This window comes from Pseudomonas sp. UFMG81, from assembly GCF_015354575.1.
GTDB lineage: Bacteria > Pseudomonadota > Gammaproteobacteria > Pseudomonadales > Pseudomonadaceae > Aquipseudomonas.
Window position 1 is genome coordinate 90222 of record NZ_JACAFQ010000016.1, and the last position, 16126, is coordinate 106347.

A 16126-nucleotide genomic window follows, 5' to 3' on the forward strand; every position below is an offset into this window, starting at 1 on the left:
GTGTTGAGTCTAGGCGCGCTTAGCGGCGGCGACCACTGATTCGTACCCAGCCGTCACGCACGACGATCGGGTCGAGGTCGAAGTCGGCAGCGTAGGCGGCGGCCACTTCCTCGCCCTGTTCGGCGAGGATGCCCGACAGCGCCAGCAGGCCACCGGGGCGCACCAGGCCAGACAGTTGTGGCGCCAGCGCTACCAGCGGGCCGGCCAGGATATTGGCGACCAGCACGTCGGCCTGCATGGCCGGCATGTGCTCGGGCAGGTAGAGGGCGAACGTGGCGTCGGCGATACCGTTGCGCTGTGCGTTGTCGCGGGAGGCTTCCAGCGCCTGCACGTCGATGTCGGTGCCGATCGCTTCACGGGCGCCCAGCAGCAGCGCGGCGATGGCGAGGATGCCCGAGCCGCAGCCGAAGTCCAGCACCTGAGTGCCGGTGAGCTGTTGGCCGTCGAGCCATTCCAGGCACAGCGCGGTGGTGGGGTGGGTGCCGGTGCCGAAGGCCAGGCCCGGGTCGAGCAGCAGGTTGACCGCGTCCTTTTCCGGGGCCTCGTGCCAGCTCGGGACGATCCACAGGCGCTGGCCGAAGCGCATCGGCTGGAAACCGTCCATCCAGCTGCGCTCCCAGTCCTGGTCCTCGATCACCTCGGCCTCGTGCTCAGGCAGTTCGTTGCCGGTGAGCAGGGTCAGGTGGGCGAACACCGCGTCGGGCTGGGTGTCGGCCTCGAACAAGGCCAGCAGGTGGGTGTGCGACCACAGCGGGGTGGTGTTGAGGTCCGGTTCGAAGATCGGCTGGTCTTCGGCGTCCATGAAGGTCACCGAGACAGCGCCCACTTCCAGCAGGGCATCTTCGTAGGTTTCGGCTTGTTCCGGGCTGATGGCCAGGCGTACTTGCAGCCAGGGCATGGCGGGCACCTTTGGTAAATCGACAGGGGCAGCCCGAGGCTGCGCGAAAGGGCGCCAGTTTACGTCAGGCGGGCGGTAAAAGGGAGACGGGTGGCGAGAGTATGGCTCCAGCAATAGATACTGGTGTGTGGTTGCCGTTGCTCGCTAGGGTGGAGGCTTGCTCTGTCTTCCTGATGACGTGCTTATTTGCTTATTTGCTTATTTGCTTATTTGCTTATTTGGTTATTTGGTTATTTGGTTATTTGGTTATTTGGTTATTTGGTTATTTGGTTATTTGGTTATTTGGTTATTTGGTTGTGAGGGGTGTGAGGGGTGTGAGCATATCCATTTGCTTTGTTGACGCTTATTCACCTTTCCGCCCTTACGGCGGGTAACTTTTTGAAGGATCAAAAAGTTACCAAAAAATCCTCGCTCCATTCATACGGCCCCTGCGCTTCGCTCCGGGGTTCCCTCACTCCGGTCTTGCTCCCGGGAGTACGCACCGAAGGGCCATCCATGGCCCATCGGTGCTCGACGGGCATCCATGCCCGTCGCCTCCCTCCGCAAGCCCTCCGATCGGCCTCCTGAAGTCGCGAAGTTAGGGGCGGCGCCTATATTGGCGCAGCTGTCGCTAGTTGATTATTTTGTTGAACTTCAAATTGCAATCGCTGGCAAGCCGCAGCGGCGAACCGCAGCTCCCACAGGTACTGCGCTGAACTCGAAATTTTCGCGGTAACTGTGGGAGCCGGCTTGCCGGCGATGAGGCCATTCCAAACAGCACATCAATAACGATTGAACACTCGCTGCCCTTGCCCTTGCCCTTGCCCTTGCCCTTGCCCTTGCCCTTGCTCTTGCTCTTGCTTCTAAGCGCGCGATAGTCCAGTCACCGCCAAACGCGACTTCAGGAGGCCGAACGTAGGACTTGCGGAGCGGGGCGATGGGCATGGATGCCCATCGAGCACCGATGGGCCATGGATGGCCCTTCGGTGCGTCCACGCGGGAGCAAGGCCGGAGTGAGGGAACCCCGGAGCGAAGCGTAGGGGCCGTATGAATGGAGCAAGCGGTTTTTGCCTTCTTTTGCCCGCGTGCAAAAGAAGGTCGCCGTAAAGGCGAAAAGGTGAGTCAGCGTCGCTATCGCCAATGGATATTCACCCAATACCAATACCCACACGCTAAAAGTCGACCTCGACCTCGACCTCGCCCCCATAAAAAAACCCCGGCACGGGCCGGGGTTTTCAATACATCACGCTAACGCGATCACTCCTGGTTGGCCAGTTTGTGCTCGAGGTAGTGGATGTTGACGCCGCCTTTGCAGAAACCTTCATCACGCACCAGGTCGCGGTGCAGCGGGATGTTGGTCTTGATGCCGTCGACGACGATCTCGTCGAGGGCATTGCGCATGCGCGCCATGGCTTCGTCGCGGTCCTTGCCGTAGGTGATCAGCTTGCCGATCAGCGAGTCGTAGTTCGGTGGCACCGAATAACCGCTGTACAGGTGCGAATCGACGCGCACGCCGTTGCCGCCCGGGGCGTGGAAGTGCTTGACCTTGCCTGGGCTCGGGATGAACTTCTTCGGGTCTTCGGCGTTGATCCGGCACTCCAGCGAGTGACCACGAATCACCACGTCTTCCTGGCGGAACGACAGCTTGTTGCCAGCGGCGATGCTGAGCATCTCCTTGACGATGTCGATGCCGGTGACCATTTCCGAGACCGGGTGCTCGACCTGGACGCGGGTGTTCATCTCGATGAAGTAGAAACGGCCGTTCTCGTACAGGAACTCGAAGGTACCGGCACCGCGGTAGCCGATCTCGATGCACGCATCCACGCAGCGCTTGAAGACTTCCTGGCGGGCCTTCTCGTCGATGCCCGGGGCCGGGGCTTCTTCCAGCACCTTCTGGTGACGGCGCTGCAGCGAGCAGTCGCGGTCGCCCAGGTGCACGGCGTTGCCCTGGCCGTCGGACAGGACCTGCACTTCCACGTGACGTGGGTTGGTCAGGAACTTCTCGAGATACACCATCGGGTTGCCGAACGCAGCACCGGCTTCGGTGCGGGTCAGCTTGGCCGATTCGATCAGGTCTTCTTCCTTGTGCACCACGCGCATGCCGCGACCACCACCGCCACCGGCGGCCTTGATGATCACCGGGTAGCCGACGTCACGGGCGATTGCCAGGGCGACTTCTTCGTCTTCCGGCAGCGGGCCGTCGGAGCCTGGCACGGTCGGTACGCCCGACTTGATCATCGCGTCCTTGGCCGACACCTTGTCGCCCATCAGGCGGATGGTGTCGGCTTTAGGGCCGATGAAGATGTAGCCGGAATTTTCCACCTGCTCGGCGAAATCGGCGTTTTCCGCGAGGAAGCCGTAGCCCGGGTGGATGGCGGTGGCGCCTGTCACTTCGGCGGCGGCGATGATCGCCGGGATGTGCAGGTAGGATTCCTTGGACGATGCAGGGCCGATGCAGACCGATTCGTCCGCCAGGCCCAGGTGCATCAGTTCACGGTCGGCCGTGGAGTGCACGGCGACGGTCTTGATGCCCAGCTCTTTGCAGGCACGCAGGATCCGCAGGGCAATTTCCCCGCGGTTGGCGATCAGAACTTTTTCGAGCTTCCCAGACATCGTTGGCTCTCCGCGGTTCAAACGATGGTGAACAGCGGCTGGTCGAACTCAACCGGCTGGCCGTCTTCTACCAGGATGGCGTCGATCACACCGCCGATATCGGATTCGATGTGGTTCATCATCTTCATGGCTTCGACGATGCACAGGGTGTCGCCTTTCTTCACGGCCTGGCCCACTTCGGCGTAGTTAGGCGAAGTCGGCGATGGTTTGCGGTAGAAGGTGCCGACCATCGGCGAGCGAACCACGGTGCCTTTGAGGGCTGGGGCGGCAGCAGCGGCTTCGGCGGCCGGGGCGGCAGCAGCGGCAACCGGGGCGGCGACAGGCGCGGCCATCGGAGCAGGTGCGTAGTACTGTTGAGCGGCCGGGGTCTTGCTGTTACGGCTGATGCGAACGGACTCTTCGCCTTCCTTGATCTCCAGTTCGTCGATGCCGGACTCTTCCAGCAGTTCGATCAGCTTTTTGACTTTACGGATATCCATTAATCAGCAACTCCCAAGGTTCGGTCGGGGACTTAATTTGAAAACGTGTCGAAAACGTTTCTTCTGAGCCTCGGCCCCAGGGCCAAGGCTTTGTGTCATCAGGGCTGTGCGTTGGCAGCCAGGTGTTCCAAAGCAGACTCCAGGGCCAACCGGTAACCGGTGGCGCCCAGGCCGCAGATCACCCCTACGGCGACATCGGAGAAGTAGGAGTGATGACGGAACGGCTCGCGTTTGTGCACGTTGGAAAGGTGCACTTCGATGAATGGGATGCTCACCGCGAGCAATGCGTCACGTAATGCGACGCTGGTGTGGGTGAAAGCGGCCGGATTGATCAGGATGAAGTCCACGCCTTCGTTGCGCGCGGCGTGGATGCGGTCGATCAATTCATATTCGGCATTGCTCTGCAGGTATTGCAGATGATGGCCGGCGGCGCGGGCGCGCTGCTCCAGGTCCTGATTGATCTGGGCGAGGGTGGCCGCGCCATAGTGGCCCGGCTCGCGCGTGCCGAGCAGGTTCAGGTTGGGGCCGTGCAGCACCAGTAGGGTTGCCATCTGCGATTCCTTGGTTTTGTAGGGCAATTCGACATAGCGCGGCGACTATGCCGCAACAGGCGATGAGTGTCCAGTTCCCGGCAATAGCCAGCACGATGAGCGAGATTCGCGCAAAGTATGTGACCAGATGATTAACTCTGGTCACTTGTGACGGGATTTTTCAAAGGTCGCGGGAAGTTATAGACCGAGTTGGCCGCGCACGCGCGCCAATACCTGCGCGAAATCGCCGGCGTTTATCTCGCCGATGACCCGATCGGTGGTCATTTCGCTGCCGTTCGCCGCAAAGAACATCAGCGCGGGCGGACCAAACAGGCGGTAGCGGTCAAGCAGGGCGCGTTGTTCGGCGTTGCTTTGGGTGATATCGAAGCGCAGCAGGCGGAACGCCCCCAGTTGCGCGGTCACCGGCTCGGCGTTGAGCACTTCGTGTTCGATCACCTTGCAGCTGATGCACCAGTCGGCGTACCAGTCGAGCAGTACCGGCTGGCCTGTGGCCTTGGCCTCGGCCAGGGCGGCGTCGAGGGCCTCCGGGGTGGTGACGGTCTGCCAGGCGTCGGTCTTCGCCGCCGTTGTGGCAGTGGCCGCGACCGGCGCGGGCAGCGGGCGCAGGGGGTCGCCCTGGCCACTCAAGGCACCGTACCAGCAGGCCAGGGCGTAGACCAGCAGGGCCAGGCCAAGCAGCTGCGCCAAGCGCTGGCGCGGGGTTTTGACCACGAACTCCAGGGCGCCGAGGAACAGTGCCACACCAGCGGCCAGCAAACCGACCAGCAGCAGGGTCGCCGGCCCTGGCAGCACGCGGCTGAGCAGGCCGATGGCCAGGCCCAGCAGCAGCACGCCGATGGCGTTCTTCACGGTGTTCATCCAAGGCCCGCTCTTGGGTAGCCAGGCCGCGCCGCCGGTGGCCACCAGCAGCAGCGGGGCGCCCATGCCCAGGCCCAGGGCGAACAGCTTCAGCGCGCCGCCCAAGGCATCGCCGCTGGCGCTGATGTACAGCAACGCCCCGGCCAGCGGTGCCGACACACAAGGCGAAACCAGCAGGCTCGACAGCACGCCCAGCACCGCGGCACCCAGCAGCGAGCCGCCGCGGGTGTGGTTGGCGACCTTCTCCAGGCGGTTGCCCAGTGCCTGGGGCAGTTTGATGTCGAACAGGCCGAACATGGCCAGCGCGAACAGCACGAAGAACCCGGCGAACGGCACCAGCACCCAGGCTGACTGCAGGCGCGCCTGCAGGTTCAGGCCGGCACCGAACAGGCCCATCAGCGCGCCCAGCACGGCAAAGCTGGCCGCCATCGGCAGCACATAGGCCAGCGACAACGACAGGCCACGCAGGCCACCGACCTGGCCACGCAGCACCACGCCGGACAGGATGGGCAGCATGGGCAGCACGCAGGGCGTGAAGGTCAGGCCGACGCCTGCGAGGAAGAACAGCGCCAGGGATTTCCAGTTCCAGCCCGGCTCAGCGCTGGCAGGGGGCATGCCGCCCTCGCCCTCGATGTCCAGCCGTGCGGTTTCCGGTGGGTAGCACAGGCCCTTGTCGGCGCAGCCCTGGTAACCCACCAGCAAGGTGAAGGCGCGCTTGTCGGTGCGCGGCAGTTCGATGTCAAGTACGCCGTGGTAGACCTCGACATCGCCGAAGAACTCGTCGTGCTTGGCTTCGCCCTTGGGGATGTCGGGGGTGCCGAGGCGGATGTCCGCCGGTTCCGTGCGGAACTGGAAGCGGTGGCGGTACAGGTAGTAGCCGTCGGTGGCGACGAAGCGCAGCTTGATGGACTGGGCGTCGGCCTGGACCAGGTTGAGCTTGAAGGCCTCGTGCACCGGCAGGAAGTCGGCGTTGTTGGAGGCGGCGCCGAGGGTGGCGCTGGGACGGTTGTCGAGCAGGCCGGCAGCGAAGGCGGGGCTGGCCAGCAGCAGGAACAGCAGGAAAAACAGGCGGCGCATGGCGGACTCGCGAGGTGGAACTTGGCGGGCATGATAGCGGAGTTGGATGGGGAAGGGACCTTGCGAGGGCTGATCGCGACATAAGGCCGCTGGGTTTCATGTTGCCTGAGCGGGCCTCTTCGCGGGCAAGCCCGCTCCCACAGGATTCGCACATTACCTGTGGGAGCGGGTTTACCCGCGAAAGAGCCGGCACAGGCGCCGCCGATCTCAGAGCCGGAACGCGCGCACCGCCGTATTGAGCTCGCCACCCAGCTTGAGCAACTGCTCCCCCTGCTCTCGCCCTTCGCCAATGCGTTGCAGGTTGTCCTCACCCAGTTCGTGAATCCGCTCGCTGTGATCGCGAATCTCGCTCACCGCGCCGGTCTGTTGCGCAGTCACATCGGCAATCCGCACCGCCGTATCTGAAATGGTGCGGATGGCGCTGACGATCTCGTCCAGCGCGCCATCGGCCGACTGCGCCTGGCTGGCGGTGGCCTCGGCATGCGTCAGCTGGGTGCGCATGCCCTCCACCGAGTCGCGGGCGGCCTGTTGCAGGCGGTCGATCAGCGCCTGGATCTCGCCGGTGGCGCCGGTGGTGCGCTGGGCCAGCGAGCGCACTTCGTCGGCGACCACGGCGAAGCCTCGACCCATTTCACCGGCCCGGGCCGCTTCGATGGCAGCGTTGAGCGCCAGCAGGTTGGTCTGTTCGGCAATCGAGCGAATCACTGTCAGCACACCACCGATGGTGGCCGACTCTTCGGCCAGTTGCTCGATCATCCGCGCGTTGCCCTGCACCTCGTCGACCAATGTGCGCAACCCGGACAGGCTCTGGCCGATCACCGCCTGGCCTTGTTCCACCGCACGCCCGGCGTCGCGGCTGGCATCGGCGGCGGCACTGGCATCGCCGGCCACCTGCTGGATGGTCGCCTCCAGTTCGCCCAGGGCGTCGCGGATCTGCGCGGTGTCGCCGGCCTGGCGTTCGGCGCCGTCGTGCAGGGCGCTGCTCATGCCGGCCAGGGCGTGGCTGCTGCCGGACACCTGCTCGGCGTTGTGGCGCAGGGTGCCGACCAGCTCCACCAGATACTGGCGCAGGCGGTTCAGCGATGCCTGGATGTCGTGCAGCTCGCGGTTGGTCCTGCCCAGTTCGATGGCTTGGGCGAAGTCGCCTTCGGCCCAGCGTGACAGCGCCGGGGCAAGGCTGCTCAGGGTGCGCGCCAGGCGGCGTTGCAGGGTGTCGATCAGCAGCGCGATCAGCAGGATCAGGCCAATCATCACGCCCTGCATGATGCGCACCTCGCCGGCAATCTGGCCGTGCTGGGCACGTACTTCTGGCTCCAGGCCGGCGATGGCTTGCTGCACGGCGTCGAGGCGCTCGCCGGTGCTGGCGGCCAGGGCGGTGCGGCGCTCGATCTGTTCGCGGGTGCGTTGCAGCTCGGCGGGGTAGCGGTTGAGCAGGCTATGCAGCTCGCGCTTGAGGTTTACGGCGACGTCTTCCTGTTGCGCACTGGCCTGGGATTCCAGGCCCATCATCGCGGCGAAGTCGTCGGCGTTGGATTCGGTGGCGCGGGTCACGCCCAGCAGCGGCAGGCCATCGATCGCCTGGGCTTGGGCGACAATCAGTTGCAGTTCGCGATCCACTTCGTCGGCCAGCTCTGCGCGGCCGCTGCTGACCAGCTTGTCGCGGGCCAGTGACAGGCGTCCCAGGTGCAGGGTGGCGTCCATCAGTGGCGCCAGGTAGTGGCCGGCCTCAGCACTGCCGCTGTCGCGGGCGTAGTTGGCCAACTGCTCGAAGTTGGCGCCCAGCTCGCGCTCGGCTTGCAGCAGCAGGGCTTGCGGGTCGCCTGCCAGCTTGCCGGCGGCCAGTAGTTCGTTGGCGGTGAAGGCTTGCAGGCTGTCGAGGCTCGGGCGCAGCTTGGCCGACAGGTCGTCGGGCCAGTCCGCCAGTGCGGCCTGCAGCTGCTTGTTGGCCTCCACGGCGGCGGCGTGGCGCAGGGCATCGCCGCTGGCCAGGTAGGCCTGGGTGTTGCGCGCGGCGTCGTTCTGGAACTGCTGCGACAGGCCCAGGTAGCGCTCCATCAGCTGGTAGGGGCGCTCCAGCGCGCGCTGCGACCACCACAGGGTGGCGCCCAGGGCGATACATACGGTTACCAGCAACAGGGTGTTGAAATTGGTCAGCCACTTCAGGCGCATAGCCGCGAACTTCCTGCGGGGGAGTGGAGGTAGGCGCCTGAAGTTATTGCGGTTTTATGACGCGGTGATGACGACGCGGGGTTGGCGCCAAAAAAAGGTGGCGTAGTGCCGGTATGGGGTGGCAAGGCCTGTGTAGGAGCGGCCTTGTGTCGCGAAAGGGCCGCAGAGCGGCCCCGGCGATGTCAGCAGCGACGCTGAAATCGGGGGCCGCTTCGCGACCCTTTCCGGCCGGTCCGGCGCCCCGGCAAGGCCGCTCCTACACAGGTCGATGTTGCTTTCAAACGTCTACGGATCGACCCGCACCACGCAGTTACGCCCGGCGTGCTTGGCCCGGTACAGCGCCTCGTCCGCGGCGCTGGCCATGGTCAGGGCGTCGAGCTGCTCGTCGAGCTGCACCACGCCACCGCTGAAGGTGCATTGCAGGTCGTGCGGTTGCGCCGGGTAGTGGATCTCGGCGAAGCGTCGGCGGATTTCGTCGAGCACCTTGTGCGCCGCTTCCAACCCCGTGTTGGGCATGACGATGGCGAACTCTTCGCCGCCATAACGGCCGATGAAATCGGTCTTGCGCAGGCGTTGCTTGAGAAACAGCGCCAGGCTCTTGATCACCCGGTCGCCCATGGGGTGGCCGTGGCGGTCGTTGATTTTCTTGAAATGGTCGATGTCGAGCATGGCGAAGCTCAACGGCTGCTCCTCGCGCCGGGCGCGGAAGCTGCAATCCTCGAGCAGTTGCAGGATATGGGTGTGGTTGTACAGCCCAGTGAGGCTGTCGCGGACCATCCGCGCTTTGAGGTGGCGGGCGCGCGCGGCGCGGTTGCGCACGGTGGTGATCAGCTGGCGCGAACGGATCGGCTTGGTGAGGAAGTCGTCGCCGCCTTCGCTCATGGCGTCGAGTTGTTTGTCCAGGTCGTCCTCGGCCGACAGGTAGATGATCGGCACGCTGACGTAGCGGTCGTTGTGGCGGATCACCTTGGCCAGCTCCGGGCCGGTGCAGGCGGGCATGTACAGGTCGAGAATGATCAGGTCGGGCTGGAAGTCCGCCAGCTCGCTCATGGTGCGGATCGGTTCGGTGAGGGTGCGGGTGATGATCCCGGCGCTGTTGAGCAGGCGTTCGGTGTGCAGCGCCTGGGCCCGGGAGTCGTCGATCACCAGCACGCGAAACGGTTCGTACTGGGCGGCGCTGGTCAGCAGTTCGACCTTCTCCAGCAGGCTGGAGGCTTCCAGCGTACCGGTAAGGAATTCCTGGCCACCGGCGCGTACCGCGGCCAGGCGGGTCATGGTGTCGGTTTCGTGCAGGCTGAAGAACAGCAGCGGGATGTGCTGCTCCAGGCCCTGCTGGGCCTGGGCCGCCAGTTGCAGGCCGACGCCCGGGCCGCTGAAGTCGACATCCATGATGATCGCCGAGGGCAGGCGTTCGCTCATCGACGCGCGAAAGGCATCGGCGCTGTACAGGGCCTGCACGCTCAAGCCGAAGAACTCCAGCTGCTGGGCCAGGCGCTCGGCGCGGTCATGGTCCTGCAGGACGATGTACACCGGCTTGCGCAGCGGCGGCAGGGGCACGCTGTCGAGCTGGTCGCCCTTGCGCAGGCCGGTGCGCGACAGGCGCTGCATCAGGCGGTTGAGTTCGCTGATCAGGTCGGAGTTGAGCCGTGCGCTGTTGGCCTCGATGGCGCGCAGGGTCTGGCCGATGGCGGTGGACAGGCTGCCGTGCTCGGGTTGCTCGAAGCGTTCGGCGTAGCGTTGCAGGCGCAGGTTGGCCTCGCACAGTTCGCCCAGGTCGCCGTTGGACCATTCGCCGCGCTGCAAGCGCTGCCAGATCTCGAGGATCTGCCGGGCCTGGTGGATGACTCGCTGGGCGAAATGCTGCTTGAGGCGCTCGTGGCTCGGCTCGGCTGATTCGGTCATGTCCTGACTACTTATTAGGGGTGGGGTGCAGGTTCGATGATGGCTCTATGCTAGCACCGCTTTTCCGACAAGCGAGTGCCTGGGGTCAACAAAGTGTTCAGGGACGAATATTCAGTTGCTGACTCGATGGTCGCTTATACGAATGGCGAGGTCTGCTTTATAGTGCTGCCACGCGGGCTTGCCGTGGCACCCTGGCCAAGGCTGGTGGTCCAAGCCCTGTACCGTCTCGACTGATCAAGGACAACGCCATGCTGGATTGGAAAAACCGTGAGGCCAACGCCGAGCCTCGCGAACGGGTCGAAACCCGTGGCTCGGCCACCCGTAGCTACCTCGGCGGCCTCTGGAGCCGCGCCCTGGGCACGCTGATCGGCCTGTACCTGTTGGTCTGCATCGGCCTGGGCTGGTACTGGAGCGAAGAGCCCGACCTGTTCCCGGTGCAGCAGAATGCCCAGGCCGCTGCCGAGCGCAACGGCCAGCAGATGGTGGTGGGCTACACCACCGTCGAAACCCTCAAGACCGTCGCCGGCACGCTGCTCGACAAGCCCGGCGGCTACATCTCCAACGACCGCTTCCCGCCAGGGCTGTGGATGGACAACATGCCGAGCTGGGAGTACGGCGTGCTGGTGCAGGTGCGCGACCTGTCCCGCGCGTTGCGCAAGGACTTCGCCCGCTCGCAGTCGCAGTCCACCGAAGACGCCGACCTGGCCAAGGCCGAGCCGCGCTTCAACTTCGACAACAAGAGCTGGATCCTGCCGTCCAGCGAGTCGGAGTTCGAAGAGGGCATCAAGTCGCTGAACCGCTACCAGGTTCGCCTGGCCAAGGGTGATCAAGGCGCGATCTTCTATACCCGCGCCGACAACCTGAACAACTGGCTGGGCGATGTCGCCACCCGCCTGGGCTCGCTGTCGCAGCGGCTGTCGGCCAGCGTTGGCCGGGTCAAGCTCAACAACACCCTGAAGACCGAGGCGGTAGCCCCGGGCCAGGCGCCACAGGTCGACGAGGAAGTGGTCGAGACGCCTTGGCTGCAGATCGACAACGTGTTCTACGAAGCCCGCGGCCAGGCCTGGGCGCTGTCGCACCTGCTGCGCGCCATCGAGGTCGACTTCGCCGACGTGCTGGCGAAGAAGAACGCCACGGTCAGCGTGCGGCAGATCATTCGCGAGCTGGAAGCCTCGCAGGAAGCGCTGTGGAGCCCGATGGTGCTCAACGGCAGCGGCTTTGGCATGTGGGCCAACCACTCGCTGGTGATGGCCAACTACATATCCCGAGCCAACGCCGCGGTCATCGACCTGCGCCAGCTGCTGTCGCAAGGCTGATATGCCCATCACCCCCGCCGAGGTCGCGCACCGCGCGGCCTCCGACGCCGAACTGGTGGCCTGGGTCGACGATCATGACCAGCCACTCGGCGCCCTGCCCAGGGCCGAGCTGCGTGAGCGCGGCCTGATCGGCCGCTGCACGTTCATTCTGCTGTTCAACAGCCACGGTGAGTTGTGCGTGCATCGACGCACCTTGAGCAAGGCGCTGTATCCCGGGTACTGGGATGTGGCGGCGGGCGGCATGGTCGGGGTTGACGAAGGCTATGCCGCCTCCGCGGCCCGCGAGCTCGAGGAAGAACTGGGCGTGAGCGGCGTCGAGCTGCGTTTCCACGAGACCTTCTACTTCGAGCAACCCGACAACCGGCTGTGGTGCGCGGTGTTTTCGGCCGTGTGGGACGGGCCGTTGCGCTTGCAGCCGGAAGAGGTCAGTGAGGCCAGGTTCATCAGCATGGAGCAGGCCGAGCAGGAGAGCGCGAAGCTTGCGTACTGCCCGGATTCGTTGGCGGCGTTGCAGCGCTACAAGGCCAGCCAAGGGTAATGGCCTGGATTTCCTGGTGGCGCTTTGCGCCCCTTTCGCGGCACAAGGCCGCTCCTACAGGGGTATGCAAATCCTCTGTAGGAGCGGCCTTGTGCCGCGAAAGGGCTGCATAGCAGCCCCAGGGATCTCAAGGGTCGCAAATTACCCTTAAATTGGCGCATTCCTGTACTTAGCAAGCGCCGGTTTTATCGTTACACTGCGCGCCCTTTTCGGGCTGCCGCACAACCTTGTGGCAGTAGCGCCGCCCCTGCCAGAGTGGGGCTTCGCGGTCGGCACCCGCCGACCAGTTTTTGTCCTCAGCACCGAGGAACAAAAGTGGCCAAGAAAGCTTCTTCCTTCTCCGCCCTTGGCGGTCTCGTCTACTCCACCGATGCCGGTCGGCACTGCCCTGACTGTGGCAAGCCGGTGGACGCCTGCATCTGCAGCCAGCAGGTCATCGCCGAAGGCGATGGCATCGCCCGTGTGCGTCGTGAAAGCAAAGGGCGGGGCGGCAAGACCGTCACCACCATCACCGGCGTGCCGCTGCCCTTCGACCAGCTCAAGGAGCTCGCCAGCACGCTCAAGCGTCGCTGCGGCACCGGCGGCGCGCTCAAGGACGGGGTCATCGAGATCCAGGGCGACCATGTCGAGCTGTTGCTCGGCGAGCTGATCAAACAGGGTTTCAAGGCGAAGAAGTCCGGCGGCTGAGGCCGTCACGGGATTTTTCGCCCAGTGCTTTCTAAACTCGGTTGCGTGCCTGGGGTCTACCCACGGGCATGGACGAATCGTCATTTTCAGCTTCTACACTGCGCCCGCCCCAGGCGGGGCAGTGTCTCAGACTTACCTATAGGGGACTTGAATGTCCGTACGACGCACACGCAAAGACGATGGTAGCCAGTGGACCGTGGCCGACAGCCGCAGTGTTTATGGCATCCGCCATTGGGGCGCTGGTTACTTCGCCATCAATGAAGCCGGGCGCGTCGAAGTGCGCCCCAACGGCCCGGCCAGCGCGCCGATCGACCTCTTCGAGCAGGTTCAGGAACTGCGCCAGAGCGGCCTGTCGCTGCCGCTGCTGGTGCGCTTCCCGGACATCCTGCAAGACCGCGTGCGCCAGCTGACCGGCGCCTTCGACGCCAACATCGCGCGCCTGGAGTACCAGAGCCAGTACACCGCGCTGTACCCGATCAAGGTCAACCAGCAGGAAGCGGTGGTAGAGAACATCATCGCCACCCAGAACGTCTCCATCGGCCTGGAAGCCGGCTCCAAGCCCGAGCTGCTGGCGGTGCTGGCGCTGGCCCCCAAGGGCGGCACCATCGTCTGCAACGGCTACAAGGACCGTGAGTTCATCCGCCTGGCACTGATGGGCCAGAAGCTGGGCCACAACGTGTTCATCGTCATCGAGAAGGAGTCCGAGGTCGGGCTGGTGATCGAGGAAGCCGCGGACCTGAAGGTCAAGCCACAGGTCGGCCTGCGCGTGCGCCTGTCGTCGCTGGCGTCGAGCAAGTGGGCCGACACCGGGGGCGAGAAGTCCAAGTTCGGCCTGTCCGCCGCCCAGCTGATCTCGGTGGTGCAGCGCTTCCGCGACGCCGGGCTCGACCAGGGCATCCGCCTGCTGCACTTCCACATGGGCTCGCAGATCGCCAACCTGGCCGACTACCAGCACGGCTTCAAGGAAGCCATCCGTTACTACGGCGAGCTGCGTGCCCTGGGCCTGCCGGTCGATCACATCGACGTTGGCGGTGGCCTGGGCGTCGACTACGACGGCACCCACTCGCGCAACGCCAGCTCGATCAACTACGACATGGACGACTACGCTGGCGTGGTGGTGGGCATGCTCAAGGAGTTCTGCGACGCGCAGGGCCTGCCGCACCCGCACATCTTCTCCGAGAGCGGCCGTTCGCTGACCGCGCACCACGCCATGCTGGTGATCCAGGTGACCGACGTCGAGAAACACAACGACGACGTGCCGACCATCGAGAACAAGGAAAGCCTGCCCGAGACCGTGCAGTGGCTGGCCGACCTGCTGGGCCCGACCGACATCGAGATGGTCACCGAAACGTACTGGCGCGCCACCCACTACATGGGCGATGTGGCAGCACAGTATGCCGATGGCAAGCTGACCCTGGCCGAGAAAGCCCTGGCCGAGCAGTGCTACTTCGCCGTGTGCCGCCGCCTGCACAACTCGCTCAAGGCCCGTCAGCGCTCGCACCGCCAGGTGCTGGACGAGCTCAACGACAAGCTGGCCGACAAGTACATCTGCAACTTCTCGGTGTTCCAGAGCCTGCCGGACACCTGGGCTATCGGCCAGGTGCTGCCGATCATCCCGCTGCACCGCCTGGACGAAGAGCCGATGCGCCGCGCCGTGCTGCAGGACCTGACCTGCGACTCCGACGGCAAGATCAACCAGTACGTCGACGAGCAGAGCATCGAGACCAGTATGCCGGTGCATGCGGTCAAGGAGGGGGAGGACTACCTGCTGGGCGTGTTCCTGGTGGGTGCCTACCAGGAAATCCTGGGTGACATGCACAACCTGTTCGGTGACACCGACTCGGTGAACATCTACCAGAACGCCGATGGCAGCGTGTACCACGCCGGTATCGAGACCCACGACACCATCGAGGACATGCTGCGCTACGTGCACCTGTCGCCGGAGGAGTTGATGACTCACTACCGCGACAAGGTGGCCAGCGCCCGGATCACTGCGCGGGAGCGGACCCAGTTCCTCGATGCGCTGCGGTTGGGGCTGACCCGGTCTTCGTACTTGTCCTCCTGACATGAGCAAAGGGGCCGCTAAGCGGCCCCTTTCGTTTTATGGCGCTGCATCATTCGTTGCGGTGAGCTCGATGATGATGGGAAGCGCTTCTCCATCCTCTTTCAAGAACGCCACGCTTGAGTATCGATAGACGGTGTCATGGGTTCGAACCTGTACTTTCAAACCTTCCACTTTCTGAATAGCACCTGCTTGTTTTGTAATCAGGAAAGGCGAGCGGTTGCGAAGGTCATCCAGTATCAGTTGCTCGTTGTCCTGGCGGTCGGCGATGAAGTACAGGTATGTCAGCGGTGTAGTTGCGCCACCACTATTGCTCAGTACTTCATAGATCGCGCCGTGGGTGCCGATGGGGGTGGAATGCTCCAGCTTGTCCAAGCTGGGTACTGCGGCTGGATGCCAGATCCACAAGGCTTGGGCCAGCGCCAGTAGCCCCAATACTCCGGTCACCCATTTAGTAGCCCAACGATTTTGCATAGTCGATACCCGCCTTGATCCACTCCTGGTCGCTCGGGTCATCGCCAAAAGGCACATCCCCCCACCAGTTACCGAAAGATGGATTGCTTGTGCCTGCACGCCCTTGGGCCCATCCCGCACCCCTCAACAAAACATCTGGTGAAATGCCTGCTGCCGTCCCACATGCACCGTAATTGAAATTTCCAAATGCTTCGTACTGACGACCGTATTGCTTGTAATCCCATTCGCCGCGATTGCGTACTTTGTTATAAAACCACGAAAAGAGAAATGCAGTACCACCGTTCTTGAAGTAATTCCTTTCCATGCTGGCTGAGTGGAGATTACTGGTAATGGATACGCCTGACGGGGCTGGTGGAGGGTACATAGTGGCTCCTTGCTCAAGTTTCTAGAAAGTGACCCCCTCCGTGGGACTTGTGTTTTGAGCTTCATGCGTGCACGAGTCAAGGCAATATTCATTGCAGTTTGTTTGGTGTTACACCCACTGCCCCTTGAGCAACAACCGCCACCCCACCCACCCCAGGGT

At 63.9% G+C, this 16126-nt stretch carries 13 protein-coding genes; 4 read left to right on the top strand and 9 right to left on the bottom strand.

The window, feature by feature from the left end; all coding sequences use genetic code 11:
- Positions 1–19 precede the first annotated feature (19 nt).
- From prmA to IX761_RS14715, 7 genes are all read right to left on the bottom strand, one after another.
- Positions 20–898 (bottom strand): 50S ribosomal protein L11 methyltransferase, encoded by an 879-nt coding sequence (gene prmA, locus IX761_RS14685; protein WP_194790290.1) that lies wholly within the window; start codon positions 896–898, stop codon positions 20–22.
- Between the two features lie 1236 nt (positions 899–2134).
- Complete coding sequence (gene accC / locus IX761_RS14690; protein WP_194790291.1) at positions 2135–3490, bottom strand: acetyl-CoA carboxylase biotin carboxylase subunit; 1356 nt, start codon at positions 3488–3490, stop codon at positions 2135–2137.
- Positions 3491–3507: 17 nt separating this feature from the next.
- On the bottom strand, positions 3508–3969 hold the full coding sequence (gene accB / locus IX761_RS14695; protein ID WP_194790292.1) for an acetyl-CoA carboxylase biotin carboxyl carrier protein: 462 nt from the start codon (positions 3967–3969) through the stop codon (positions 3508–3510).
- A 98-nt stretch (positions 3970–4067) separates the two neighbouring features.
- Complete coding sequence (aroQ, locus tag IX761_RS14700; protein ID WP_011535870.1) at positions 4068–4520, bottom strand: type II 3-dehydroquinate dehydratase; 453 nt, start codon at positions 4518–4520, stop codon at positions 4068–4070.
- Between the two features lie 177 nt (positions 4521–4697).
- A complete protein-coding gene (locus IX761_RS14705; RefSeq protein ID WP_194790293.1) occupies positions 4698–6455 on the bottom strand; it encodes a protein-disulfide reductase DsbD in 1758 nt (585 codons plus the stop codon).
- A gap of 207 nt (positions 6456–6662) precedes the next feature.
- A complete protein-coding gene (locus IX761_RS14710) occupies positions 6663–8624 on the bottom strand; it encodes a methyl-accepting chemotaxis protein (RefSeq protein ID WP_194790294.1) in 1962 nt (653 codons plus the stop codon).
- Positions 8625–8909: 285 nt separating this feature from the next.
- Complete coding sequence (locus IX761_RS14715) at positions 8910–10526, bottom strand: response regulator (protein WP_194790295.1); 1617 nt, start codon at positions 10524–10526, stop codon at positions 8910–8912.
- Positions 10527–10774: 248 nt separating this feature from the next.
- Here IX761_RS14715 and IX761_RS14720 point away from each other — a divergent pair, with 248 nt between their 5' ends.
- The 4 genes from IX761_RS14720 (at position 10775) to speA (ending at position 15132) form a co-directional block, all read left to right on the top strand.
- Positions 10775–11842, top strand: a complete 1068-nt coding sequence (locus IX761_RS14720; RefSeq protein ID WP_194790296.1) for a DUF2333 family protein — start codon at positions 10775–10777, stop codon at positions 11840–11842.
- A 1-nt stretch (position 11843) separates the two neighbouring features.
- Complete coding sequence (locus IX761_RS14725; RefSeq protein WP_194790297.1) at positions 11844–12380, top strand: NUDIX hydrolase; 537 nt, start codon at positions 11844–11846, stop codon at positions 12378–12380.
- A 315-nt stretch (positions 12381–12695) separates the two neighbouring features.
- The gene (locus IX761_RS14730) at positions 12696–13067 is read left to right on the top strand and encodes a translation initiation factor Sui1 (RefSeq protein ID WP_194790298.1); all 372 of its coding nucleotides are present in this window, start codon (positions 12696–12698) and stop codon (positions 13065–13067) included.
- A 151-nt stretch (positions 13068–13218) separates the two neighbouring features.
- A complete protein-coding gene (speA, locus tag IX761_RS14735) occupies positions 13219–15132 on the top strand; it encodes an arginine decarboxylase (protein WP_194790299.1) in 1914 nt (637 codons plus the stop codon).
- Between the two features lie 36 nt (positions 15133–15168).
- Here the strand turns inward: speA and IX761_RS14740 are convergent, their stop codons facing one another.
- Together IX761_RS14740 and IX761_RS14745 are read right to left on the bottom strand one after the other, a co-directional pair.
- Entirely contained in the window at positions 15169–15603 is a 435-nt protein-coding gene (locus tag IX761_RS14740; protein ID WP_194790300.1) for a hypothetical protein, read from the bottom strand.
- Entirely contained in the window at positions 15581–15967 is a 387-nt protein-coding gene (locus IX761_RS14745) for a polymorphic toxin type 44 domain-containing protein (RefSeq protein ID WP_194790301.1), read from the bottom strand. The genes IX761_RS14740 and IX761_RS14745 overlap by 23 nt, the downstream gene beginning before the upstream one ends.
- Positions 15968–16126: the final 159 nt, after the last annotated feature.